General features: G+C 43.7%; 18 protein-coding genes. 1 reads left to right on the top strand and 17 read right to left on the bottom strand.

Going from position 1 to position 23,828, the window contains the following annotated elements:
• Positions 1–3,895, top strand: a 3,895-nt coding sequence (gene strH / locus PAN06_RS07280) for an LPXTG-anchored beta-N-acetylhexosaminidase StrH (RefSeq protein ID WP_269795959.1), incomplete at its 5' end; no start/stop codon positions are given.
• 54 nt (positions 3,896–3,949) lie between these two features.
• Here strH and purB read toward each other — a convergent pair.
• The 17 genes from purB to PAN06_RS07200 form a co-directional block, all read right to left on the bottom strand.
• Positions 3,950–5,248, bottom strand: a complete 1,299-nt coding sequence (gene purB, locus PAN06_RS07275) for an adenylosuccinate lyase (protein ID WP_269795958.1) — start codon at positions 5,246–5,248, stop codon at positions 3,950–3,952.
• Positions 5,249–5,250: 2 nt separating this feature from the next.
• Positions 5,251–5,946: a hypothetical protein gene (locus PAN06_RS07270; protein WP_020902267.1), complete on the bottom strand. Its 696-nt coding sequence runs from the start codon at positions 5,944–5,946 to the stop codon at positions 5,251–5,253.
• A gap of 13 nt (positions 5,947–5,959) precedes the next feature.
• A complete protein-coding gene (locus PAN06_RS07265; RefSeq protein WP_020902266.1) occupies positions 5,960–6,184 on the bottom strand; it encodes a hypothetical protein in 225 nt (74 codons plus the stop codon).
• A 129-nt stretch (positions 6,185–6,313) separates the two neighbouring features.
• Complete coding sequence (gene purK, locus PAN06_RS07260) at positions 6,314–7,393, bottom strand: 5-(carboxyamino)imidazole ribonucleotide synthase (protein ID WP_269795957.1); 1,080 nt, start codon at positions 7,391–7,393, stop codon at positions 6,314–6,316.
• Complete coding sequence (gene purE / locus PAN06_RS07255) at positions 7,380–7,871, bottom strand: 5-(carboxyamino)imidazole ribonucleotide mutase (RefSeq protein ID WP_125455955.1); 492 nt, start codon at positions 7,869–7,871, stop codon at positions 7,380–7,382. The genes purK and purE overlap by 14 nt, the downstream gene beginning before the upstream one ends.
• A gap of 200 nt (positions 7,872–8,071) precedes the next feature.
• Positions 8,072–9,337: a phosphoribosylamine--glycine ligase gene (purD, locus tag PAN06_RS07250; protein WP_269795956.1), complete on the bottom strand. Its 1,266-nt coding sequence runs from the start codon at positions 9,335–9,337 to the stop codon at positions 8,072–8,074.
• A 121-nt stretch (positions 9,338–9,458) separates the two neighbouring features.
• Positions 9,459–11,006, bottom strand: coding sequence for a bifunctional phosphoribosylaminoimidazolecarboxamide formyltransferase/IMP cyclohydrolase (purH, locus tag PAN06_RS07245; protein WP_269795955.1), 1,548 nt, complete (start codon positions 11,004–11,006; stop codon positions 9,459–9,461).
• A gap of 200 nt (positions 11,007–11,206) precedes the next feature.
• Positions 11,207–11,752, bottom strand: a complete 546-nt coding sequence (purN, locus tag PAN06_RS07240; protein WP_269795954.1) for a phosphoribosylglycinamide formyltransferase — start codon at positions 11,750–11,752, stop codon at positions 11,207–11,209.
• On the bottom strand, positions 11,749–12,768 hold the full coding sequence (gene purM / locus PAN06_RS07235) for a phosphoribosylformylglycinamidine cyclo-ligase (RefSeq protein ID WP_269795953.1): 1,020 nt from the start codon (positions 12,766–12,768) through the stop codon (positions 11,749–11,751). Before purM ends, purN begins: the two co-directional genes overlap by 4 nt.
• A gap of 212 nt (positions 12,769–12,980) precedes the next feature.
• A complete protein-coding gene (gene purF, locus PAN06_RS07230) occupies positions 12,981–14,423 on the bottom strand; it encodes an amidophosphoribosyltransferase (protein ID WP_020903300.1) in 1,443 nt (480 codons plus the stop codon).
• A 93-nt stretch (positions 14,424–14,516) separates the two neighbouring features.
• A complete protein-coding gene (locus tag PAN06_RS07225; RefSeq protein WP_269795952.1) occupies positions 14,517–18,242 on the bottom strand; it encodes a phosphoribosylformylglycinamidine synthase in 3,726 nt (1,241 codons plus the stop codon).
• A gap of 55 nt (positions 18,243–18,297) precedes the next feature.
• Positions 18,298–18,441 (bottom strand): phosphoribosylaminoimidazolesuccinocarboxamide synthase, encoded by a 144-nt coding sequence (locus PAN06_RS14390; RefSeq protein ID WP_120770879.1) that lies wholly within the window; start codon positions 18,439–18,441, stop codon positions 18,298–18,300.
• A gap of 1 nt (position 18,442) precedes the next feature.
• Positions 18,443–19,150, bottom strand: a complete 708-nt coding sequence (purC, locus tag PAN06_RS07220) for a phosphoribosylaminoimidazolesuccinocarboxamide synthase (protein ID WP_000043282.1) — start codon at positions 19,148–19,150, stop codon at positions 18,443–18,445.
• Positions 19,151–19,320: 170 nt separating this feature from the next.
• Positions 19,321–20,670 carry a competence pheromone export protein ComB gene (gene comB, locus PAN06_RS07215; protein ID WP_218494107.1) on the bottom strand — a complete coding sequence of 450 codons (1,350 nt, stop codon included), beginning with the start codon at positions 20,668–20,670 and terminating at the stop codon, positions 19,321–19,323.
• A gap of 12 nt (positions 20,671–20,682) precedes the next feature.
• Entirely contained in the window at positions 20,683–22,836 is a 2,154-nt protein-coding gene (gene comA / locus PAN06_RS07210) for a peptide cleavage/export ABC transporter ComA (protein ID WP_269795951.1), read from the bottom strand.
• A 327-nt stretch (positions 22,837–23,163) separates the two neighbouring features.
• Entirely contained in the window at positions 23,164–23,352 is a 189-nt protein-coding gene (locus PAN06_RS07205; protein WP_000756559.1) for a hypothetical protein, read from the bottom strand.
• 208 nt (positions 23,353–23,560) lie between these two features.
• The gene (locus PAN06_RS07200) at positions 23,561–23,797 is read right to left on the bottom strand and encodes an acyl carrier protein (RefSeq protein ID WP_000136444.1); all 237 of its coding nucleotides are present in this window, start codon (positions 23,795–23,797) and stop codon (positions 23,561–23,563) included.
• Positions 23,798–23,828: the final 31 nt, after the last annotated feature.

Genomic DNA, 23,828 nt, shown 5'->3' with positions numbered 1-23,828 from the left:
TAGTTCAACTCCTAGTGATAAAGCAGAAGTGGTAACTCCAACTTCTGCTGAAAAAGAAACTGCTAATAAAAAGGCAGAAGAAGCTAGCCCTAAGAAAGAGGCTGATTCTAAAGAGTCAAATACAGACAAGACTGACAAGGATAAACCAGCTAAAAAAGATGAAGCGAAAGCAGAGGCTGACAAACTGGCAACAGAGGCAGGAAAGGAACGTGCTACAACTGTAAATGAAAAACTAGCGAAAAAGAAAATTGTTTCTATTGATGCTGGACGTAAATATTTCTCACCAGAACAACTCAAGGAAATTATCGATAAAGCGAAACATTATGGCTACACTGATTTACACCTATTAGTTGGAAATGATGGACTCCGCTTCATGTTGGACGATATGAGCATCACATCTAACGGCAAGACCTATGCCAGTGACGATGTCAAACGTGCCATTGAAAAAGGTACAAATGATTATTACAACGATCCAAACGGCAATCACTTAACAGAAAGTCAAATGACAGATTTGATTAACTATGCCAAAGATAAAGGTATCGGTCTCATTCCAACAGTAAATAGTCCTGGTCACATGGATGCAATCCTCAATGCCATGAAAGAATTGGGAATCCAAAACCCTAACTTTAACTATTTTGGGAAGGAATCAGCCCGTACTGTCGATCTTGACAACGAACAAGCAGTCGCTTTTACAAAAGCCCTTATCGATAAATATGCTGCTTATTTCGCGAAAAAGACTGAAATCTTCAACATCGGACTGGATGAATATGCCAATGATGCAACAAACGCTAAAGGTTGGAGCGTTCTTCAAGCTGATAAATACTATCCAAACGAAGGCTACCCTGTAAAAGGCTATGAAAAATTTATTGCCTACGCCAATGACCTAGCTCGTATTGTAAAATCGCACGGTCTAAAACCAATGGCCTTCAATGATGGTATTTACTACAATAGTGATACTAGCTTCGGAACTTTTGACAAAGATATCATCGTTTCAATGTGGACTGGTGGTTGGGGAGGTTACGACGTCGCTTCTTCTAAACTTCTAGTAGAAAAAGGTCACCAAATCCTAAACACTAACGATGCTTGGTACTATGTTCTTGGGCGAAATGCAGATGGCCAAGGTTGGTACAATCTCGATCAGGGGCTCAATGGTATTAAAAACACACCAATCACTTCTGTACCAAAAACAGAAGGAGCTGATATCCCAATCATCGGTGGTATGGTAGCTGCTTGGGCTGACACTCCATCTGCACGTTATTCACCATCACGACTCTTCAAACTCATGCGGCAATTCGCAAATTCTAACGCTGAATACTTCGCAGCTGATTATGAGTCTGCAGAAAAAGCACTTAACGAGGTACCAAAAGACCTTAACCGTTATACTGCAGAAAGTGTCGCAGCGGTTAACGAAGCGGCAAAAGCCATCCGTTCACTTGATAGCAACCTCAGCCGTGCCCAACAAGACACGATTGACCAAGCAATTGCAAAACTTCAAGAAGCAGTCAGCAATTTGACCTTCACACCAGAAGCTCAAAAAGAAGAAGAAGCTAAACGTGAAGTTGAAAAACTTGCCAAAAACAAGGTAGTTTCAATCGATGCTGGACGCAAATACTTTACTCTTGACCAACTCAAACGCATCGTAGATAAGGCCAGTGAGCTCGGATATTCTGATGTGCATCTCCTCCTAGGAAATGATGGGCTTCGCTTTCTACTTGATGACATGACTATCACTGCTAACGGAAAAACTTATGCAAGTGACGATGTCAAAAATGCCATCATTGAAGGAACAAAAGCTTACTACGATGATCCAAACGGAACTGCACTAACACAGGCAGAAGTGACAGAGCTTGCTAAATACGCTAAGGAAAAAGGTATTGGTCTGATTCCAGCTATTAATAGCCCAGGGCATATGGATGCTATGCTCGTTGCCATGGAAAAACTTGGCATCGCGAATCCTCAAGCCAACTTTGATAAAGTTTCAAAAACCACGATGGACCTTGAAAATCAAGAAGCCCTTAACTTTACCAAAGCCCTTATCGGTAAGTATATGGATTACTTTGCTGATAAATCAAAGATTTTCAACTATGGTACAGATGAGTATGCCAATGATGCGACAAACGCTCAAGGTTGGTACTACCTCAAATGGTATGGACTCTATAACAAGTTCGCAGACTATTCTAACAGCCTTGCTGCTATGGCTAAGGAAAGAGGGCTTCAACCAATGGCCTTCAACGATGGCTTCTATTATGAGGACAAAGACGATGTTCAGTTTGACAAAGATGTCTTGATTTCTTACTGGTCTAAAGGCTGGTGGGGCTACAACCTCGCATCACCTCAATACCTAGCAAGCAAGGGTTATAAGTTCTTGAATACCAACGGTGACTGGTACTACATTCTCGGTCAAAAACCAGAAGATGGTGGTGGTTTCCTCAAAAAAGCTATTGAGAATACTGGAAAAACACCATTCAATCAACTAGCTTCTACCAAATATCCTGAAGTAGACCTTCCAACAGTCGGAAGTATGCTTGCTATCTGGGCAGATAGACCAAGCGCTGAGTACAAGGAAGAAGAAATCTTTGAACTTATGACTGCCTTTGCAGACCACAACAAAGACTACTTCCGTGCTAATTATAATGCTCTCCGCGAAGAATTAGCTAAAATTCCTGAAAACTTAGAAGGATATAGCACAGAAAGCCTAGCTGCACTCAAGGCAGCAAAAGATGGACTGAACCTTAACCTCAACCGCAGCAAACAAGCTGAACTAGACGCACTAGTAGGTAAGCTCAAAGCTGCTCTTCAAGGCCTCAAACCAGCTGCAACTCATTCAGGAAGCCTGGATGAAAATGAAGTGGCTGCCAATGTTGAAACCAGTCCAGAACTCATCACAAGAACTGAAGAAATTCCATTTGAAGTTATCAAGAAAGAAAATCCTAACCTCCCAGCTGGTCAGGAAAATATTATTACAGCAGGAGTCAAAGGTGAACGAACTCATTACATCTCTGTACTCACTGAAAATGGAAAAACAACAGAAACAGTCCTTGATAGCCAGGTAACCAAAGAAGTTGTAAACCAAGTGGTTGAAGTCGGCGCTCCTGTAACTCACAAGGGTGATGAAAGTGGTCTTGCACCAACTACTGAGGTAAAACCTAGACTAGATGTTCAAGAGGAAGAAATTCCATTTACCACAGTGACTCGTGAAAATCCACTCTTACTCAAAGGAAAAACACAAGTCATTACTAAGGGCGTTAATGGACATCGTAGCAACTTCTACTCTGTGAACACTTCTGCCGATGATAAGGAAGTGAAAACACTTGTAGATAGTCTTGTAACCAAAGAAGCAGTTACTCAAATTGTTGAAGTCGGAACTATGGTAACACATGTAGGTGATGAACATGATCTTGCTCCAGTTGCAGAAACAAAACCTAGACTGGATATCCAAGAAGAAGAAATTCCATTTACCACAGTGACTCGTGAAAATCCACTCTTGCTCAAAGGAAAAACACAAGTCATTACTAAGGGCGTCAATGGACATCGTAGCAACTTCTACTCTGTGAGCACTGTTGATGGCAAGGAAGTGAAAACTCTTGTAAATAGTGTCGTAGCACAGGAAGCCGTTACTCAAATAGTCGAAGTCGGAACTATGGTAACACATGTAGGCGATGAAAACGGACAAGCCTCTATTGCTGAAGAAAAACCAAAACTAGAAATCCCAAGCCAACCAGCTCCAGCAACTGCTCCTGCTGAGGAAAACAAAGCTCTTCCTCAAGGTCCAGCTCCTGTGGCAACAGAGAAAAAACTTCCTGAAACAGGAAGTCACGATTCTGCAGGACTAGTAGTCGCAGGACTCATGGCCTCACTAGCAGCCTATGGACTCACTAAAAGAAAAGAAGACTAAGTCTTTTCGATAAAAAATAAACAGCGAGATCAAAGCTCGCTGTTTATTTTTTAATTAATCACCCAGTCCAAGACGGTCAAAGATATCATCCACTCGTTTAGTGTAGTAAAGAGGATTAAAGATTTCGTCGATTTCTTCTTGCGTGAGGCGCGATGTTACTTCGGGATCTGCTTCAAGAAGTGGCTTGAAGTCTACTTGGTTATCCCACGATTGAGCTGTTTTTGGTTGCACCAAGTCATAGGCTTGCTCACGGGTCATGCCTTTTTCAATCAAGGTCAACATGGCACGTTGGCTGAAGATGAGACCGAAAGTTGAGTGCATGTTGCGAATCATGTTTTCTGGGAAGACGGTCAAGTTCTTGACGATATTTCCAAAACGGTTGAGCATGTAGTCAATTAAAATGGTCGTATCTGGTGTGATGATACGCTCAGCTGATGAGTGAGAGATGTCACGTTCGTGCCAGAGAGCGACGTTTTCATAAGCTGTAATCATATGACCACGGATAACACGCGCAAGACCCGTCATGTTCTCAGAACCGATTGGGTTGCGTTTATGAGGCATTGCTGAAGATCCTTTTTGACCTTTGGCAAAGAATTCTTCTACTTCGCGTTGCTCAGATTTTTGTAGACCACGAATTTCCGTTGCCATACGCTCGATAGAAGTTGCGATACTAGCAAGAACTGCAAAGTACTCAGCGTGAAGGTCACGAGGAAGCACCTGTGTAGAGATTTCTTGAGCACGGATACCCAACTTGTCGCAGACATATTGCTCAACAAATGGTGGGATGTTGGCAAAGTTACCAACCGCACCAGAGATTTTACCAGCTTCCACACCAGCAGCCGCATGCTCGAAACGCTCGATATTGCGCTTCATTTCGCTGTACCAAGTCGCCAATTTAAGACCAAAAGTTGTCGGCTCAGCGTGCACACCGTGGGTACGCCCCATCATGATGGTAAACTTGTGCTCCTTAGCCTTATCAGCGATGATGTTGGTGAAGTTTTCAAGGTCACGACGGATGATGTCGTTGGCCTGCTTGTAAAGATAGCCATAAGCAGTATCCACCACGTCGGTAGAAGTCAAACCATAGTGGACCCACTTGCGCTCTTCACCAAGAGTCTCAGAAACCGCACGTGTGAAGGCCACCACGTCGTGACGAGTCTCCTGCTCAATCTCCAAAATACGGTCGATGTCAAAGTCCGCTTTCTCACGAATCAAAGCCACATCTTCCTTAGGGATTTCCCCCAACTCAGCCCATGCCTCGTCAGCCAAGATTTCCACCTCAAGCCAAGCACGGTATTTATTTTCTTCACTCCAAATGTTCGCCATCTCAGGGCGTGAATAACGGTTTAGCATGTTTATTTTTCTCCTTCATCAAAATTGTAAATCTTTGTTTTGGCAATTTCTACATCAACTTTAAAGTTTTTATCTGGGGTACAAATTTCTAATTGATTGTTTCCATCATTAATAGCATTATATAAATCAATACTTCCTTGGACTATCAATACTCCCTCAAGTGTTGATTTTGCTTCAATTCTATCTCCAATAGTAATAAAATTGTAGTCATCTTTCTTCAATCCTGTTACCGACATGGGGATTGCGGTCCCAAAACGCTGAAGATCTTGTAAATGACTATCCTCAGAAGCAAAATGAGCTAAACTTAAACCGCTCTCTCTAAACTTAAATCTATTTGCCATAGTAACTACAAAGTTTCCATTAATAATAACTCTGTTTAATGAAATCGGGGTATAACTCAGATTATCGATTTTTAGATATACTAATAGGTAAACCATAGGTATTTGAGACCATAGGCTTTGATCTTGCTCACGATCCAAATAAAGTTTATTAGGCAATGCACCCTCTGAAAGAGGGGTAGGTCTAAAAATTAATTGCGTTACTTTCAATTTTGTACTATTTCTTCTAAATGATAGAAAACTTACTGCTAGACTAATCCCAGAAAATAATAATGCAAGTGCTGAAATTCCAATTGTTATAAAATCTTTTATTTGGAAGTCCCAAATTGTATTACCGACAGCAGTTAATAATGTCGCCATTTTAATTTTCCTCCTAAAAATCCTCTTTCCCAATCGCCACAGAGGGATAATGTGCCAACTGGTTCAAGTCCGTATCTTGTGGTAAATCATAGATGGCAAGATAGTCATTCGGAAACTGTTTTGTCAATTCAGCCAATTTATCATAAACAGCTTGCTCGTCTGCTGACGCAAATACGACTTCAACGACGGCTTTTTCTTTGTCAGCTTGGACATAGGCATGAACAATGATTTTAATCATAGGCAACTCCTAAAAATCAATCCCTTTCCAGCAGTAGTTGACTGACTCCTCTTGCCGATGTTTCGTCTGCGACAAGCCTAGTCAACTTTGCAGGGGTAAGACAACGGACCTTATAACTGGGGTCCTGTCTTACTCCCCAAACTCCTCCACGCTATCCGGCATATCACTAAACAAAGTCACGTGTCCCATCTTGCGGTTGTGTTTCGCTTCTATTTTACCATACATGTGGAGATGGACGCTTGGATTTTCTGTGACATATTTTTCAGCGGTCTCGACATGCTGGCCGAGAACGTTGAGCATAACAGCTGGTGCATGCAGTTTAATGGCGGGCAATGGTGCTCCCAGAACTCCCAGAATATGAGTGTCAAACTGGGAGAAGTCACAGGCTTCGATTGAGTAGTGACCTGAATTGTGTGGACGTGGAGCAATCTCATTGACGATAATGTCGTCAGCTGTCGCAAACATTTCCACACAGAGCGTTCCAGACAAGTTGAGTTGCTCAGCGATTCTCACGGCCATGGCTTTTGCTTTTTCAGCTAGACTTTCTGAAATGCGGGCTGGCACGATGGTCTTAGACAGAATGTTGTTGCGGTGGATATTTTCCTGAACAGGGAAGACTGTCACATCCTTACCATTTCCTGACACGATGACAGAAATTTCAAGGTCAAAGTTGACAAATTCTTCCAAAACGCAGTCTGCTGAATCTACTAACGCATAGGCTTCTTCCAAGTCTGCTTCTGAGCGAATGACCTTTTGCCCATGCCCATCGTAACCACCAGTCGCAGTCTTGAGGACATAGTTTTTGGAAAGGTCAATATCTGCCAAATCTTGGATTGAGGTCACAACCTTGTAAGGTGCTACAGTGACTTGAGCCTTGTTTGAGAGGAAGTCCTTCTCAAAAATCCGATTTTGAGAAATGCGGAGCAGGTCTGTACCTTGAGGGAGTTGTCCATCCTTGATAACGGCATCCAAACCGTCAGCATCGACATTTTCAAACTCATAGGTCAGAACATCGCATCGCTCAGCCAACTGACGCAAAGCGTCCACATCGTTATAAGGAGCCACTATGATTTCCGCCACACGAGAGGCTGGGCAATCAGCCGCAGGATCCAGCGCGATAACCTTGTGCCCCATGTAGATAGCAGAAATGGCCATCATCTGACCCAGCTGGCCGCCACCTATAATTCCAATTGTTTTAGATGAGCTCATTGGTAGACTCCTCTGCAATTTTTCCTTGTTCTTCTGCGAAATCTGCTAAAGCTGTCGCGATAGCCTGATCCTCTACTGAAAGAAGACGGAGGGCGAAGAGAGCCGCATTTGTCGCACCAGCTTCACCGATAGCCATTGTCGCAACAGGCACGCCGCCCGGCATCTGAACGATGGAATAGAGTGAATCCACGCCACTAAGGGCACGCGATTTGACAGGCACCCCGATGACAGGAAGGGTTGTTTTCGCTGCGACCATACCTGGCAAATGGGCTGCGCCTCCAGCACCTGCGATGATGATCTTAATACCACGGCTACGGGCTTCTTCTGCATGCTTGAACATGAGGTCTGGTGTGCGGTGGGCAGATACAACCTTCTTTTCGTAAGCAACGCTGAAGCGGTCTAGGACTTCGGCGGTTTTTTGCATGGTTGCCCAGTCAGATTTTGAGCCCATGATGATGGAAATAATTGGTTTAGTCATAATTTTTCCTTTTTTCTTCTTTTTTGATAATGGTCTTAGGTGGTGGGGACGGAAGCAAACCTTCGGTTTCATTCCTAAACTTTGAGCCTAAGGTCTCAAAGTTTCCCCGACCAGAACAGTATCTGTTCTGGTCTTTTCACCACGGCGACCATTATCTTACTTTGGCTCGCTCTTGCTCGCCATGACAAAGTTAGTATCTGTTAATCTTTTATAGCCTTACTTCCAATATCTGTTCGGTAAAAGAGGCCTTCTGTGTTTTGTTTGTTGAGTTCGCCGTAGATGGTGTTTTGGGCTTCTTTGACGGTATCGGCTGTGGTAACGAGCATATAAACACGTCCACCGTTTGATAGCAGTGCTCTGCTATTTTCCGCAAACTTAGCACCTGCATAGTAGGTGATGATGTCTCCTTCTGTCTTGGCTGGCAGCTTGACACCTTTTTCATAGTCTAGCGGATAACCGTTGGATGCAACAACCACACCCAGAGTCACACCTTTGTCCGTCCAGGTGATGTTTGGCTCCTTGCCATCGAGGATATCCGTAATATTTTGTGCAAAGTCAGATGTTAAACGAGGTAGAATAATCTGAGTTTCAGGATCTCCGAAGCGAGCATTAAACTCGATGACCTTAGGTCCATCAGCTGTCAAGATAAGCCCTGCGTAAAGGATACCCAGATAAGGGCGCCCTTCTTTAATCATGCCATCAAGGACTGGCTTGACAATGGTGTCAACCGCTGTATCAACCACACTCTGTGGTAAGTGTGGAACTGGCGCATATGCCCCCATACCTCCCGTGTTGGGCCCCTTGTCACCATCATAGGCACGTTTGTGGTCCTGAGCCGTTGGCATGATGTAGAACTTATCACAATTGACAAAGGCAAAGAGTGAAAATTCCTCCCCATCAAGGAATTCCTCAATAACTACACGCGCACCTGAGTCACCGAATTTATTGTCCAATAGCATCTCATGAGCTGCTTCGACTGCTTGCTCAACCGTCTCCGCAACGACGACACCCTTCCCAAGCGCCAAGCCATCCGCCTTGACTACGATAGGCGCACCCTGCTTTTCGATATAGGCCTTGGCTTCCTCGAAATCTGAGAATGTGCCATAGGCTGCTGTCGGAACGCCGTATTTGACCATGATTTCCTTGGCAAAATCCTTGGACCACTCCAGCTCAGCTGCCAATCTTGTCGGACCAAAGGCTTTGAGACCAGCCGCATGGAAATCATCCACGAGACCAGCCGCAAGGGCGTCATCTGGCCCTATAAAGGTCCAAGCAATATCGTTGGTTTTTGCAAACTCAATCAATTTAGAATGTTCGGAAATAGAGATATTTACCGATTCCAGACCATCCAGAGTCATACCGTCATTCCCAGGAGCTACAAATACTTTTTCAACGTCTTTTGACTCAAGCAACTTCTTAGCAATCACATGTTCACGACCACCAGAACCGACAACTAACAGCTTCATCTCTCAACCTCTTTTGCGAATTATTTACTAATATTATATCACAAACGTTCGTTTTAATCTTGTTTCACTCCGCGTTTTTACGCAAAAAAAGGAAAGAAACTTTTTTCTTCCCTTTACCTTCTTAATGTCTAAAATGTCTCACGCCTGTAAAGACCATGGTCAAGCCGTATTTGTCAGCCGCTTCGATAGATTCTTGGTCACGGACTGATCCTCCAGGTTGAATAATAGCTTTAATGCCTGCTTTGGCGATTTCTTCCACGTTATCCGCAAATGGGAAGAAGGCATCGGAAGCAAGCACAGCGCCGTCAAGACGGTCTTTAGCTTGGTCAATAGCGATGCGAACAGAAGCCACACGGTTGGTTTGACCTGGGCCAACACCAAGTGTCATATGGTCGTTGGTCACGATGATGCCGTTTGATTTGACATACTTGATAGACTTCCATGCAAACTCAAGAGCAGTCGCTTCTGTCTCTGTTGGCTGGCGTTTGGTCACCACTTGCCAATCAGCTGGGCTTTCTTTCACTACGTCTTGGTTTTGCACAAGGAGACCACCAACTACACCTGTATATTCTGCTTCCACTTCGCTAGCCTCTTGAGCGTCAAATGGCAAGGCAAGGATACGCAAGTTTTTCTTTTTGTTGGTCAAAATGGCTAGCGCTTCATCCGTATAGCTTGGTGCAATGATGATTTCAAGGAAAACACCATGCATCTTCTCAGCTGTCGCAGCATCCACCTCACGGTTAAGAACAACGATACCACCAAAGATAGACACTGGGTCAGACTCATAAGCATAGTCCCAAGCAGTCTCGATGTCGTCAGCTTGACCAATTCCACATGGATTCATGTGTTTGAGAGCCACAACGGTTGGACGATCTTTGAAATCACGGATAATACGAATAGCCGCATCCGCATCGCGGATATTGTTAAATGACAATTCTTTACCGTTGAGCTGTTTGGCTGATGCAATTGAGTAGTCTGTAGGCAAAGCTTTTTGGTAGAAGTCTGCATCCTGTTGAGGATTTTCCCCATAACGCATTGGTTGCTTGAGGTCATAAGTCAAGGTCAGCTTTTCAGGTTTACTTTCTCCCACTTGAGCTGTGAAATACTCTGCAATCAAAGCATCATAAGCTGCTGTGTGACGGAAAACCTTGGCTGCTAAACGTTGGCGAGTTTCATAAGTCGTTTCACCATTTGCTGCCAATTCGCCCAAAACCACAGCATAGTCAGCAGGGTCTACCACAACTGTTACACTGGCATGATTTTTTGCTGCTGAACGAAGCATGGATGGCCCACCGATATCGATATTCTCCACCGCATCCGCATAAGTCACGTCTGGTTTGAGAATCGTTTCCTTGAATGGATAGAGGTTGACCACTACAAGGTCAATCAATTCAATCTTATTGTCCTTAGCAGCCTCTAAATGGCTATCCAAGTCACGACGAGCCAAAAGCCCCCCGTGAATATTTGGATGAAGGGTCTTGACACGACCGTCCATCATTTCTGGGAAGCCAGTCACATCATCGATGGCAATGGTCTTCACCCCAGCATTATCAAGGGCAACCTTGGTCCCACCTGTTGAGATGATGCCCCAACCAAGTTTTTTAAGTTCTTGGGCAAATGCAACAATGCCCGCTTTATCTGAGACGCTGATTAAGGCGCGTTTAGTCATGTTACTTCCTTTCATTTTCAAACTCTCTACTTAGGCAATTTTCTTTTCATAAAGTATAGGGAGACGATTACCAAGACTCCTAAAATCACTGTCAGTAAAAATCTCCCCCAATAGGGAAACTCTGGGAAGAAGAAATTTACCAGTAAACGTAGAACGATTACCAAGCTAATCAAAGCAAATGTTTCCAACCATTTTTTCATTTATTTGTCCAACAATTCTCTAATAACCTCTGGATACAACTTGTACTCTGCCTCATGAATCCGAGTTTCAAAACTTTCAATCGTATCATCAGCCAGCCGTGGCACACGCACTTGTTTGATAACCTTTCCTGTATCCACACCCGAATCCACCCAGTGAATGGTCACACCAGACTGATCCACGTCAGCATTCCAAGCATCCTCAATCCCATGAGCTCCTGGAAATTCTGGCAGGTAGGCTGGATGAATGTTGATGATACGACCTTCATAAGCTGCCAGTAAGGTTGGCCCAACGATTTTCATATAGCCTGCTAGGCAAACCAAGTCAATCTGGTGCTCTTCCAAGAGCTCGACAAGAGCTGCTTCGTAGTCCGCCTTGCTCTCAAACTCCTTGAGTTCAAAAGCATAAGACAGAGTGCCGAGCTTTTCTGCACGCTCGAGCACAAAGGCATCACGATGGTCTGAAAAGACAAACTCCACCGGAAATTCTTCGGCAATCACCTGAAAATTTGAGCCATTACCAGAGGCAAAAACCGCTATTTTTTTCATTTGATGATGACACTTTCGTTTTCTTTCGTGACGATGCGACCAATTTCATAGACTGGTTCATCCAGCAATTCTTTGACACGATCTACATTTTCAGGGCTAACTGCCAACATGAGTCCTACACCCATATTGAAGATTTCAAACATTTCTTCGTGCTTGATTTCACCGTATTTTTCAAGGGCTTTGAAGATTGGAAGGACTGGAACCTTGCTTTCCTCAATCTCTGCAGCCAGGTCAGCTGCAAACATACGAGGGACATTTTCGATAAAGCCACCACCAGTGATGTGGGCAATACCGTTGACCAACCCTTCCTTGATGAGTGGCAAGATAGCCTGGACATAGATACGGGTCGGCTCAAGAAGGACTTCCTTGAGTTGCTTGCCTTCCAATTCTGGTAAGACTTCCTCACCTGTATAGTCCGCAAAGACACGACGGACGAGAGAGTAACCATTGGAATGAATCCCACTTGAAGCAAGTCCGAGAAGAACATCTCCCTCTGCCACTTTTGAACCGTCAATGATTTGAGATTTTTCAGCCACACCGACCGCAAAACCAGCCAAGTCATAGTCATCTTCGCCGTACATGCCAGGCATTTCAGCAGTTTCCCCACCGATGAGGGCAGCGCCTGCCTGCACACAGCCTTCTGCAACACCAGCGACTACTTGTTCTAGTTTAGCTGGTTCATTCTTCCCAGTCGCCACATAGTCGAGGAAATAGAGGGGCTCCGCACCTGCAGCGATGATATCATTGACACACATGGCCACACAGTCCTGACCAATAGTATCGTGCTTGTCGTACTTGATAGCCAGCATGAGCTTGGTTCCGACACCATCAGTTCCTGAAATCAAGACAGGTTCTTTAACCCCAGTCTTTGAAAGGTCAAACATACCACCAAAACCACCAAGAGCTCCCATGACACCTGCACGCTCCGTACGAGCCACGTGCTTTTTGATTCGTTCAACAACTTCATAACCCGCTTCAACATCTACACCCGACTGGGCATAAGCATTTTTTGTCATTTATTTATTCCTTTTCTTTGAGAAGATTGCGACGTATTTTTAGATAAACAATTATTTTATCTAAAAATACTAGTCAGGGCTCTAGCTTTGGCCCCATAAGGCAAAACGTCTACTGACAAATGCTTTAGCTTTTAGTCAGTAGTGAGACGTGAAGCATAAGCATTTTTATTTGTCATTTTTATATTCCTTTTCTTTAATGGAGGATCTATTGTCTATTTGTAAAAACTGGTCTTTTCTTCCAAACTTCTACGATAGTCTTCTTCATAGTCGTAGAGAGGCGTTGGGTAATCACCATCAAAATAAGCGACACAGAGACCACCATTTGGCGCATCCGTTTCAATACCAATTGACTCAATCAAACCTTCAACAGACAGATAGGTCAGACTGTCCGCACCAATGATTTGGCGAGTTTCTTCAACCGTATGATTGGCTGCAATTAGCTCCTGACGGGTCTGGATATCAATTCCATAGAAGCATGGATAAGCTAGCGCTGGACTGCCAATGGCAACGTGAACTTCAGTCGCACCCGCTTCTTTCAAGAGCTGAACGATACGACGAGAGGTTGTTCCACGTACAATAGAGTCATCAATCATAACAACACGCTTGCCTTTGACAACACCAGAAACTGCAGACAATTTCATCCGCACCCCTTGCTCCCGTAATTCTTGAGTCGGTTGGATAAAGGTACGTTGGGTATATTGGTTCTTGATGAGGCCCATTTCATTTGGTAGCCCGGACTCCTCCGCAAATCCCATAGCCGCGCTGAGGGAAGAATTGGGCACACCGACCACTATATCCGCCTCATGCTTGAATTCACGCGCCAATTGAGCACCCATACGTTTACGTGCCGTATGAACATTGACACCATGAATGTTAGAATCAGGGCGGGCAAAATAGATATACTCCATAGAACAGATTGCTAGCTGAGTATCATCTGTATAGCTATCATACTGGATGCCCTTGTCATCAATGATCACAATCTCACCTGGCTTCAAATCACGAATCCATTCAGCACCAATAACCTCAAAAGCACAGGTTTCAGAGGAAACAACCACCGCTCCGTTGGCCATTTTCCCGATAGAAAGGGGACGGAAACCATTGGGGTCAAGAGCCGCAATCAACTTATCCTCAAACAGCAAGATATAGGCAAAGCCACCTTTAACTAGGCTGAGCGCTTCTTTGATTTTGCCCATCAAGTTCGGATTGTGACTCCGACGAATGAGGTGAGCCAAGATTTCCGAGTCCGAAGTCGCGCTGAAAATCGCTCCTCTTTGTTCCAGTTCTTTCTTGAGAGAAGCTGCATTGGTCAGATTCCCATTATGAGCCAAGCCGAACTGCATATCGTGAAAACGGAAGAGGAAAGGCTGGATATTATCTACAGAAGCTTCGCCAGCAGTCGCGTAACGCACATGTCCAATCGCACCAGTTCCCGTCAATTTATCCAAATTAGCAGGATTTCTAAAGACTTCTGATAAAAGCCCCATATCGCGATGACGCTTTAGTTTTCCTTGGTCATTGGAGAGGATTCCTGCCCCCTCTTGACCACGGTGCTGAAGACTATGGAGACCAAAATAGGTCAATTTAGCAGCATCTGGATGTCCCCAGATACCGAAAACACCACATTCTTCATTAAGAGATTTTACTTCGTATGTCATTTTATATACCTAATTTTTATTTGTATAGCACCAAGAGCTAAATCTACATGACTTTTACATTACTGATACAATCTATTAGAAAATCTGTAAGTCTTATTTTCCAGTAAAGTATTTAACCGCCGACGCAAACAGGTGCTGGTCTTTATTTCCTGGGATGTTTTGGAAGAGACCGTCTTCATAACGTTCTGAGTGTCCCATTTTACCGATGATTTGACCATTCTTGCTAGTAATTCCTTCGATGGCATTTACAGAACCATTTGGATTGTACTTAGAGTCCATGCTTGGTTTGCCGTCAAAATCAACGTATTGGCTGAAAATTTGTCCATTGTCACGGAGCTCAGCGAATTCCTCAGCCGTCACAACAAACTTCCCTTCACCGTGCGACACTGGGATGGCATGGATATCACCAACTTCCACTCCGGCAAGCCATGGTGAGTTAGTATTGGCAATACGTGTTTCCACCATCTTAGCTACGTGCTGATTAGCATCATTGTAGAAGAGGGTTGGACTAGTACCGCTGGCATCCTCGAAGTTGCCGTATGGAAGAAGACCTGATTTTACGAGAGCTTGGAATCCATTACAGATACCAATAATCAAGCCACCACGAGCGATAAAGCTATCAATAGCTGCACGTACTTTTTCATTAAGCAGGATATTGACGATAAACTTAGCTGAACCATCTGGCTCGTCCGCAGCTGAGAATCCACCGGCAAAAAAGAGAATGTTAGCCTTTCCGATGTTGTCAACCATGGTTTCAACTGACTTGACAATGGCTTCTTCATTGAGTGTCACAAATGGCACCAAGTTGACCTCTGCCCCTTCTTTCTCAAATGCCTTAGCTGAGTCATATTCTGAGTTGGTTCCTGGAAAGACTGGAATGTAAACCACAGGTTTTTCAATGGTTTCTTTGGCTTTGATAACAGCATCTGACGCCACAGCTGGCACTTCTGCCAGTTCTTTAGCTTGAGCAAATTCAGTAGGGTAAACTTCTTCCAGTTTTCCTTGGAAGGCACTGTCAAGCTTGTGTCCATCCAGCTTCACACCGTTGACAAGGAGTGTAAAGTTGGCTTTCGTTTGACCAATCTTCTCTACTCCAGCGATTTCTTCAGGAGATGTGAAGACAAATCCGCCTAGCTGAGCTGTCAAAGAACTTCCAAGTTCAGGCAAGGTTACCTCTGCACCAATATGATTCCCAAAAGTAGCAAGAGCCAAGCTTTCAAGGACACCACCATATTTAACAGCTGATGCAGATGTCACTTTGTGAACCTTTTGAATGCCTTCAAACGTTTCAAAGTTCTTCTTAATCAAATCGAAGTCGATATCAGCAGAAAGAGCTTGACCTGGGATGTAGTAGATATTTTCACCAGCATCCTTAAATTCTGGAGAAAGGACCTTACGGCTATCTGCTGTTGTCACCCCAAAAGCAACCAGGGTTGGTGGCACCGTCAATTCTTCAAAGGTCCCAGACATAGAATCCTTACCACCGATAGATGGCAAGCCAAGCTGGATTTGTGCTTCGATAGAGCCTAGAAGAGCTGCTACTGGCTGACCAAAACGCTCTGCTTGTTTATCCATGCGTTCGAAATACTCTTGATAAGAGAAGCGAGCCTTGGACCAGTTTGCACCAGCAGCCACCAAACGAGCAGTCGCTTCGATTACTGCATAGGCAGCACCGTGGTATGGAGACCATTCTGCTACATAAGGGTTAAAACCTTGAGCCATGACTGATGCAGTGTGAGTTACACCGTGTTGAACTGGCAATTTCTGTACAGAAGCCTCAGTTGGTGTAAGTTGGTAGCGACCACCAAGTGGGTGATTAACCGTAGAACGTCCAACAGAGCAGTCAAAGATAGTCTGTAATCCTTTTTGACTCGCATGATTCAAATCAGATAGAACCGCAAGGGTATCAGCTTCAAGTGTATCAGAGTTTGTTGTGCGCTCTTCTGGGAGCTTGACATCCTTGTCCACAACCTTAGCATTGACGACCACGCGCACACCGTTTGTATCAAGGAAACGACGCTCCAAGTCCACGATTGTCTCACCATTCCAGTGCATGACAAGATTTGGTTTTTCAGTTACTGTCGCAACAACAACAGCATCAATATTTTCTTTGTTACATTCCGCAACGAAGGCATCTACATCCTCAGGACGAACCACCACAGCCATCCGTTCTTGAGATTCAGAGATGGCAATTTCGGTACCATTCAAGCCTTGGTATTTAAGAGGCACCTTGTTAAGGTCAATTTCAAGACCGTCTGCCAATTCACCGATAGCCACACAGACGCCACCTGCACCAAAGTCATTAGATTTCTTGATAAGACGAGTGACATTGCCATTACGGAAGAGGCGCTGAATCTTACGTTCTTCGATGGCATTTCCTTTTTGAACCTCAGCACCAGCAGTCTCTACAGACTCAACCGTTTGAACCTTAGAAGAGCCCGTCGCACCACCGACACCATCACGTCCAGTCTTACCTCCAAGGAGGATAATCACATCTCCCGCTTCCGGTTTTTCACGGACAACATTGCCCTTAGGAGCCGCACCAACAACGGCACCAAGTTCCATACGTTTAGCTACAAAGCCTGGGTGGAAGTATTCACGAACGTAGGTCGTCGCAAGCCCAATTTGGTTACCATATGAAGAATAACCATGAGCCGCTGTTTTAGAAATAACTTGTTGTGGCAATTTCCCAGCGCGAGTTTCAGAAATCGGTGCTGTAATGTCACCCGCACCTGAGATTCGCATGGCTTGGTAGACATATGAGCGACCTGACAATGGGTCGCGAATAGCACCACCGATACAAGTAGCCGCTCCACCAAATGGCTCAATTTCCGTTGGGTGGTTGTGAGTTTCATTCTTGAACATTAGGAGCCATGGCTCTTTCACACCATCAACATCCACTTCGATTTCTACTGAGCAAGCATTAATCTCGTCTGACACTTCCATATCATCCAAACGTCCATTGGCACGCTCATAACGACCGAAAATAGTGGCCATATCCATCAAGGTTTGTGGTTTTTCAGAACGCCCCAACTCATCGCGCATAGTGATATATTTGTCATAGGTTGCCTGTAATTGTTTTTGGAATTTAGAAGCTGAAAAGTCGATGTGTTTCAACTCTGTCTCAAACGTCGTGTGACGGCAGTGGTCAGACCAGTAAGTATCCAAAACCTTGAGCTCTGTCTCAGTTGGCACGCGTCCGATTGACTTGAAGTAGTCTTGGATAAAAAGCAAATCATCCACTTCCATGGCCATCCCTTGCTCGGCCTTGTAGCGAGCAAAGTCTTCTGCTGTATAGTTTTCAAAGAAAGTCAATTTAGGAATGGTCTTGTCTGACTCTGAAAATTCTTGCTTGGCAATCCCTGTCATGATGTCCTTGAAACGAGAATCAACTGGATTGAGCAGATAGTTCTTGACTGCTTCCAACTCAGTCGCATCAATATCTTTATTCACCAAGTAAAGTTGGGCTGTATTAACCTTTACATCACTTGAACTTCCTAGTAAAAGCAAGGCTTCCTGTGAAGAAGCTGCACGCTGATCAAACTGCCCTGGTAGGCTTTCAATGGCAAAGAAAGCATAGTTGGCAAAATCCGCCTGCACAGCTGCTTCATCCAAGACATGGTCTGTCACCTGCTCAGAGAAAATGTGTTTCTCTGCAGGCGCAAACAGGTCCTCTGCCAAGTCAAATACATCATACACTTGCACGATGCGAATACTTTTCAAAGTTGAAAGCCCCAAGTTATGCTGGAGTTCTCTAACCAAACTCTCTGACTTGACCTGAAAATCAGCCTTTTTTTCAACAAAAATACGTTTATCCATCAATCCTTATTCCTTTATTTCAGCTCTTACAATGTTTCCAACGACTTTGAGGTTGTTATTTCAACCCCTGCAACTTCTCCCAAACAACTTCGTAAACGTCTGTTAGTTCTCCCAATCCCCTACGGAGTGAAAAGGTCTGTGGGACCTTTTCAGCCTGAGTCCTTTTAGTTGAGAGACGAAGGTTTTCCGTTGCAAACAGATTATTTCAAACCTTGCAACTTCTCCCAGACAACTTCATAAACGTCTGTTAGCTCTCCCAATCCTCTACGGAAAACATCCTTGTCCATGTGATTGCCATCCGCATCCCACAAACGGCAGTTATCTGGTGAAAATTCGTCTGCCAAGATGATTTTGCCATCCTTATCAAAACCGAACTCTAGCTTAAAGTCAATCAACTTAAGCCCAATCTCAGCAAACCAGCCTTTCAAAAGTTCATTAATACGACGCGTTTCTTCCTTCAAGTAGGCAATCTGCTGGTCATCCGCAATCTGTAGGAATTTCACATGCTCGTCATTGATAAATGGATCATCCAAATCATCATTTTTATAGTAAAATTCGACAATCGGAGTTTCAAATGCAATACCTTCGTCTACGCCAAAACGTTTTGAAAAGGAACCAGCCGTGTAGTTGCGAAGCACAACCTCGAGAGGAATAATCTCAACCTTTTTATTGAGTTGTTCTGTATCTGAAAGTTTCTCCACAAAGTGAGTCGCCACACCAGCCGCATTTAATTTCTCAAAAATAAAAGATGAAATCTGATTATTCAACACTCCCTTACCAGCAATCTGCTCCTTCTTAACACCATTGAAAGCAGTCGCTTGGTCCTTATAAGTTGAAATAATAAGATTTTCATCCTCAGTTGTATAGATATCTTTAGCTTTTCCCGAATAGATCAATTGTTTTGACATTTTAAAGTTCGCCTTTCGTATTACTTGAGCACATTCTACCATAAAAAACCTAAAATTACAAGAATTTAACCGAATAAATAATAATTGTGTGGCGGAAATCATAAAGAAAAAAACTGCAAGAAGAATCTTTCTCACAGTTTAAAAATCATTTAACTCTAAGAACACGAACATTACTCTTTGTTCAAAAATTGATCCAAATAATAACGTAGATAACTTTTCTTGCCCGTAATCATCTGCAGGCGACCTTCCACCCCATATCGAAGTTTTTCAGCCTGCTCAGAAGTTAGATTAGTCTCCGCCTCAATTTTAAAGAAATTCCCTTTCTCAGTCTTGGTAGCTGTAGCATCGATGCTGGTAATAGTAGAATCTAGGAAAAGTTGATTCTTGGCATCATGAGTCGTAGTATAGCGAATAGAATCACCGATATTGATCCTTGCTACATCCTTTGAACTAAGATAAGCTGTTAGTTTGGCTTTCCCTTCTTTTTCCAAGGACGGATAGAGTTGGGCTAGTAGAGTCCCCTCTGCTACCATGGTAGAATCACTGGTCTCAGAATTAAGATGAAGCACCCCATCCTCACTCGCCGTAATTTTCCCCTTATCTAAAAGATTTCCCTGTACCTTCTTACCTGACTCTGCCTCCAAGATTTTCTGGTCTAGAAGGGTCGATTCCTGACCAACCTTTGCCAAGTGTTGGGATTTGAGAGACTCCAATTGACTACTTAAGCCTGATGCATAGGCTTGTTGGGCACCCGAACCTGCATACTGGATACGGTAAGTAGCAAGACTAGATTCTAACTGAGAAAGCTGTGCTTCAACTTGCGCAACTGCTTGTGCCTTAGATTGCGGATTTTCCTCACCTTGAGACTTATAGGACTGGTAGAGAGAGTAGGCTAGATTCTGACTGGCCAAGGAAGCACCTGTTTCAATAGCTGACTTAGCTGTCTGGTAATCGCGAATTTTAGCCTCTGTTTGGCTGATGAGGTTGCCGATTTTAGCTTGGGTTTGACTAGCTGCTGCATTCTGGGACGCGATGGTCTCATTTTGTTGCGATGTACTAGCCCTAAGACTAGCCACTTGGCTGAGGTAGTCGCGAAAGGTGGCTTGGTAGCCAAATTTATCCTCCTCTGGAAAGTGGTTCTCCCCTTCTTGCAGACTCTTTTGCAAATACTCCAATTGCTTTTTTTGATCCTTGAGCATGTCCAACTGACTAGCATAGGCCTCCGCTTGGACACCCTCTGCCCCTTCTTGATATTGAACCAACAGTTCTCCCTTTTTTACCAGCTTATTTTCTTCCAAATGATTAACAAGAATGCGATTGTTGCTAGTTGACTGGATATTTGCCAGGATACGACTAGGCTCGACAGTAGCTCTAGTAGACAAACTCATCTCCTTCTCTGCAAATGTTGCAAAGCCAAGCAAAAACACGAGCAAAAGCGACATGGGGACAATCACCCGACTGGAAAAATTATGGTAACGACGATTATAAAACTCCGCACTTTCTAAAAATTCTGGTTTCATCCTCTCCTCTTTCTAGCTATTGACCAAATGGGCGTAAAATCCACCCTGTGCAAGCAAATCAGCATGCTTTCCTTCTTCAACAATCTTGCCCTGATCCAAAACAACCACCTTCTCTGTCCGCTCAGCAATGGTCAAGCGGTGGGCGATGAAAATCAAGGTCTTGTCTAAAGCCATAAGATTATCTACAATCCGCTTCTCTGTCAGAATATCCAAACTGCTGGTCGCCTCATCCAAAATCAAGACAGGCGCATCTGTCAAGAGAGCACGCGCCAGAGCAATTCTCTGACGTTGACCACCTGAGATTCCTGCCCCATCCGAAGTCAATTCCGTCTGGTAATTTAGTGGCATGCGCTCAATGTCCTCCCGAATCTCTGCCAATTCGACCGCCCGTAAGATATCTTCCTGTGTCGTTCCCTCCTTGGCTCCAAGGAGAAGATTGTCCAAAATCGTTCCGTTAAAGACATAGGGCTGTTGAGGCAGATAGTTAATATACTGGCGCAGGGCCTTTTTGTCAATCTGATTGAGATTGACACCACCCAGACTAATCTCTCCCTGACTTGGGTCGTAAAAATTAACCATCATTTTGGCCAAGGTCGTCTTACCTGATCCTGAAATCCCCACAAAAGCCACCTTAGAACCTTGGGGAATGGTCAAATTGATATCTGACAAAACATCTCGACCATAGCCATACTTGTAGGAAACCTGCTTAAAGTCCATATCTCCCTTCATCAAACTCAAATCCTCAACCGTTTTCTTCTCCTCAAACTCAGAAGCTACCAGATAAACCTCATTCAGACGGTTATTGGCAACCTGCGCTGTCTGAAGCTTAGTTTGCAGATTGATGATATTTTCCAAAGGATTGGTAAAGTAAACAAGCAAGGTATTATAGGTAATCAACTGCCCCAAACTCATCTTGCCATCCATGACCAGAACAGCCCCCATCCAGAGAATGCCGACATTGAGCAAGAGATGGGCAACTTTTTTCAGAGCCTTTTGCTGACTCTCTGCCCGACTATAGGTAAAGGATTTTTTCAGATAATCCACAAATTCCTTGTCAATCTTTTGGTAACGCTGACTCTCACTGGTCAAGGACTTGATAGTCTCAATACCGTTGATGTCCTCAATGATAGAAGAAGACAGAACCGCATTGGCTTCCATGGTATCCCGATTCATCTTTTCAAACGGCTTCATAAAAGCAAATATAATCACTGTGTAGATAGGAAGCGCCAATAAGGTCATGAAAAAGAGATTGGTATTTTGTGAAAATAAAACAAGGGAAATAATGACAACCGTTGACACATCTAGGAAAATCGAAAGAATGGTCGAAGCCAGCGCATCAATGATACTGTTGGCATCTGTAAAACGAGACACGATTTCCCCTGTCCTGCGTGTCGCAAAAAAGGACATAGGCAGGTGAAAAACATGCTTGATATAGGACAAAATCACATCAATCGATAAGCGTTGCCCCAAAACAAGTAAGAGATACTCCTGAGCGTAAGACAAGATCTGCTGAAGAATATAAACAATCACCAGCCCAATAGAAATAATCCCCAACGTCGAACGCATCTGATCTGGCACATAGGTATCAATGATAGACTGCAGATAATAAGAACCCACAATATTAATCACGGTTACCAAGAGCGTCGCCAAAACGATATTAGCAATCAAGCCACGCTGCTTCACTAATATAGGGATAAAAGAGAGCAGACCATTCTTTTGATCCTTATGAGGCTTGTAGTCTGGACTAGGTGCCATAAACAGAGTCACTCCTGTCCATTCTTCCGCAAAACGCTCACGTGGCAGTTTGGTCAATTTCACCCCAGGATCTGGATCGGCAATATGAATGCTATCCTTATCCTGCCCAGTCACCACATAGTAGTGGAGTAATTTTCCTTCCTTAAGCACATGAGCAACAAAAGGAAAGGTCAAATCTGGCAAGTCAAAGAGCGTCATATCCGCCTTAATTGCTCGCGTCTCAAAGCCAATCTCCTCTGCCACCTTGACCAAGCCCAAAGCCGTCGTCCCATCCATGGTCGTCTTGGCCAATTCTCGCAAGTGAGCCAAAGAATAGTAGCTACCATAGTAGCCAAAAATCATGGCTAATGAAGCTACACCGCAGTCCATCTGATCCACCTGCGGACGATAGTGACGTTTCCCAAATTTCATATTCATCTCCTTTTCCTAATACTCAATGAAAATCAAAGAGCAAACTAGGAAACTAGCCGCAGGTTACTCAAAGCACGGCTTTGAGGTTGTAGATAGAACTGATGAAGTCAGTAACATCTACATGGCAAGGCGACGTTGACGTGGTTTGAATTTGATTTTCGAAGAGTATAAACTCATCTGATAACAACTATCTTACCCCAATCCCCAAACAAAAACTGGACTTCCTTCCCAAATGCGCCTATCTCCCTCCCAACTGCACTTTTTGGATAAAAAAATAGGCAGAACAAACGCCCTACCTAATATATATATATATATATATATATATATTTATTTCTTTTTCTTCCTAATTCTTTTGTCAATCATGTACAAAACGATAATCGAAAACAGCGGTGGTACAATATAACTCTTTTCACTCATTGTCAGCTGAAATCCCAGGGTTGCTAGTATCTTAAAGATGAAAATATTCATCAAAAATAGAAAAACAAATACTAAAAAATATCCTAAAACCTTCTTCATTTCTTTTCTTCAACTTTCCTAATTTCTACGCCTATTTTATCAAAAATACATGTAAAACTCCAAATAAACACCTCAATTGCACTTTCTTGACAAAAAATAGGCAGAACAAACGTCATGCCTAAAATATGTATTTATAAAGATTAAATTGTCAAATAGGATGTTGATTTACACTCTCAGCAACATGCAGCTCCTCTTATCTTGTTTCTTGCTATTCTTTACTTTTGACGACTTCTACCACATCCCCTACACTTTGGAGTTGGTCAATTTCCTCATCACTGATTTCGATATTAAATTCATCTTCCAGTGTCAAGATAAACTCCATCAAGTCAACTGAGTCCGCATCCAAGTCGTCTTTCAGACTCAAGGATTCTGTCACGACAAAGTCCTCTCCCTGTCGCTCTTGGATAATGGTCACAATACGGTCAAAAATTTCTTTTTCTGTCATCTCTTTTATTCTCCTGAAAATTCACGCGCAG

It is taken from the genome of Streptococcus sp. SM3 (genome assembly GCF_027497875.1).
Note: the sequence above shows the minus strand (reverse complement) of the source record. Positions and strands in the feature narration are given on the sequence as shown.

Bases quoted from the DNA above. Each gene is read 5' to 3' on its own strand.
- purK (WP_269795957.1), bottom strand. From the start codon at position 7,393: ATGAGCTCATCTAAAACAATTGGAATTATAGGTGGCGGCCAGCTGGGT.
- PAN06_RS07265 (WP_020902266.1), bottom strand. From the start codon at position 6,184: ATGATTAAAATCATTGTTCATGCCTATGTCCAAGCTGACAAAGAAAAA.
- purN (WP_269795954.1), bottom strand. From the start codon at position 11,752: ATGAAAAAAATAGCGGTTTTTGCCTCTGGTAATGGCTCAAATTTTCAG.
- purC (WP_000043282.1), bottom strand. From the start codon at position 19,150: ATGTCAAAACAATTGATCTATTCGGGAAAAGCTAAAGATATCTATACA.
- purM (WP_269795953.1), bottom strand. From the start codon at position 12,768: ATGACAAAAAATGCTTATGCCCAGTCGGGTGTAGATGTTGAAGCGGGT.
- purE (WP_125455955.1), bottom strand. From the start codon at position 7,871: ATGACTAAACCAATTATTTCCATCATCATGGGCTCAAAATCTGACTGG.
- purD (WP_269795956.1), bottom strand. From the start codon at position 9,337: ATGAAGCTGTTAGTTGTCGGTTCTGGTGGTCGTGAACATGTGATTGCT.
- purB (WP_269795958.1), bottom strand. From the start codon at position 5,248: ATGCTAAACCGTTATTCACGCCCTGAGATGGCGAACATTTGGAGTGAA.
- PAN06_RS07205 (WP_000756559.1), bottom strand. From the start codon at position 23,352: ATGAAGAAGGTTTTAGGATATTTTTTAGTATTTGTTTTTCTATTTTTG.
- comA (WP_269795951.1), bottom strand. From the start codon at position 22,836: ATGAAATTTGGGAAACGTCACTATCGTCCGCAGGTGGATCAGATGGAC.
- PAN06_RS07270 (WP_020902267.1), bottom strand. From the start codon at position 5,946: ATGGCGACATTATTAACTGCTGTCGGTAATACAATTTGGGACTTCCAA.
- purF (WP_020903300.1), bottom strand. From the start codon at position 14,423: ATGACATACGAAGTAAAATCTCTTAATGAAGAATGTGGTGTTTTCGGT.
- PAN06_RS07200 (WP_000136444.1), bottom strand. From the start codon at position 23,797: ATGACAGAAAAAGAAATTTTTGACCGTATTGTGACCATTATCCAAGAG.
- purH (WP_269795955.1), bottom strand. From the start codon at position 11,006: ATGACTAAACGCGCCTTAATCAGCGTCTCAGATAAAGCGGGCATTGTT.
- PAN06_RS07225 (WP_269795952.1), bottom strand. From the start codon at position 18,242: ATGGATAAACGTATTTTTGTTGAAAAAAAGGCTGATTTTCAGGTCAAG.
- comB (WP_218494107.1), bottom strand. From the start codon at position 20,670: ATGAAACCAGAATTTTTAGAAAGTGCGGAGTTTTATAATCGTCGTTAC.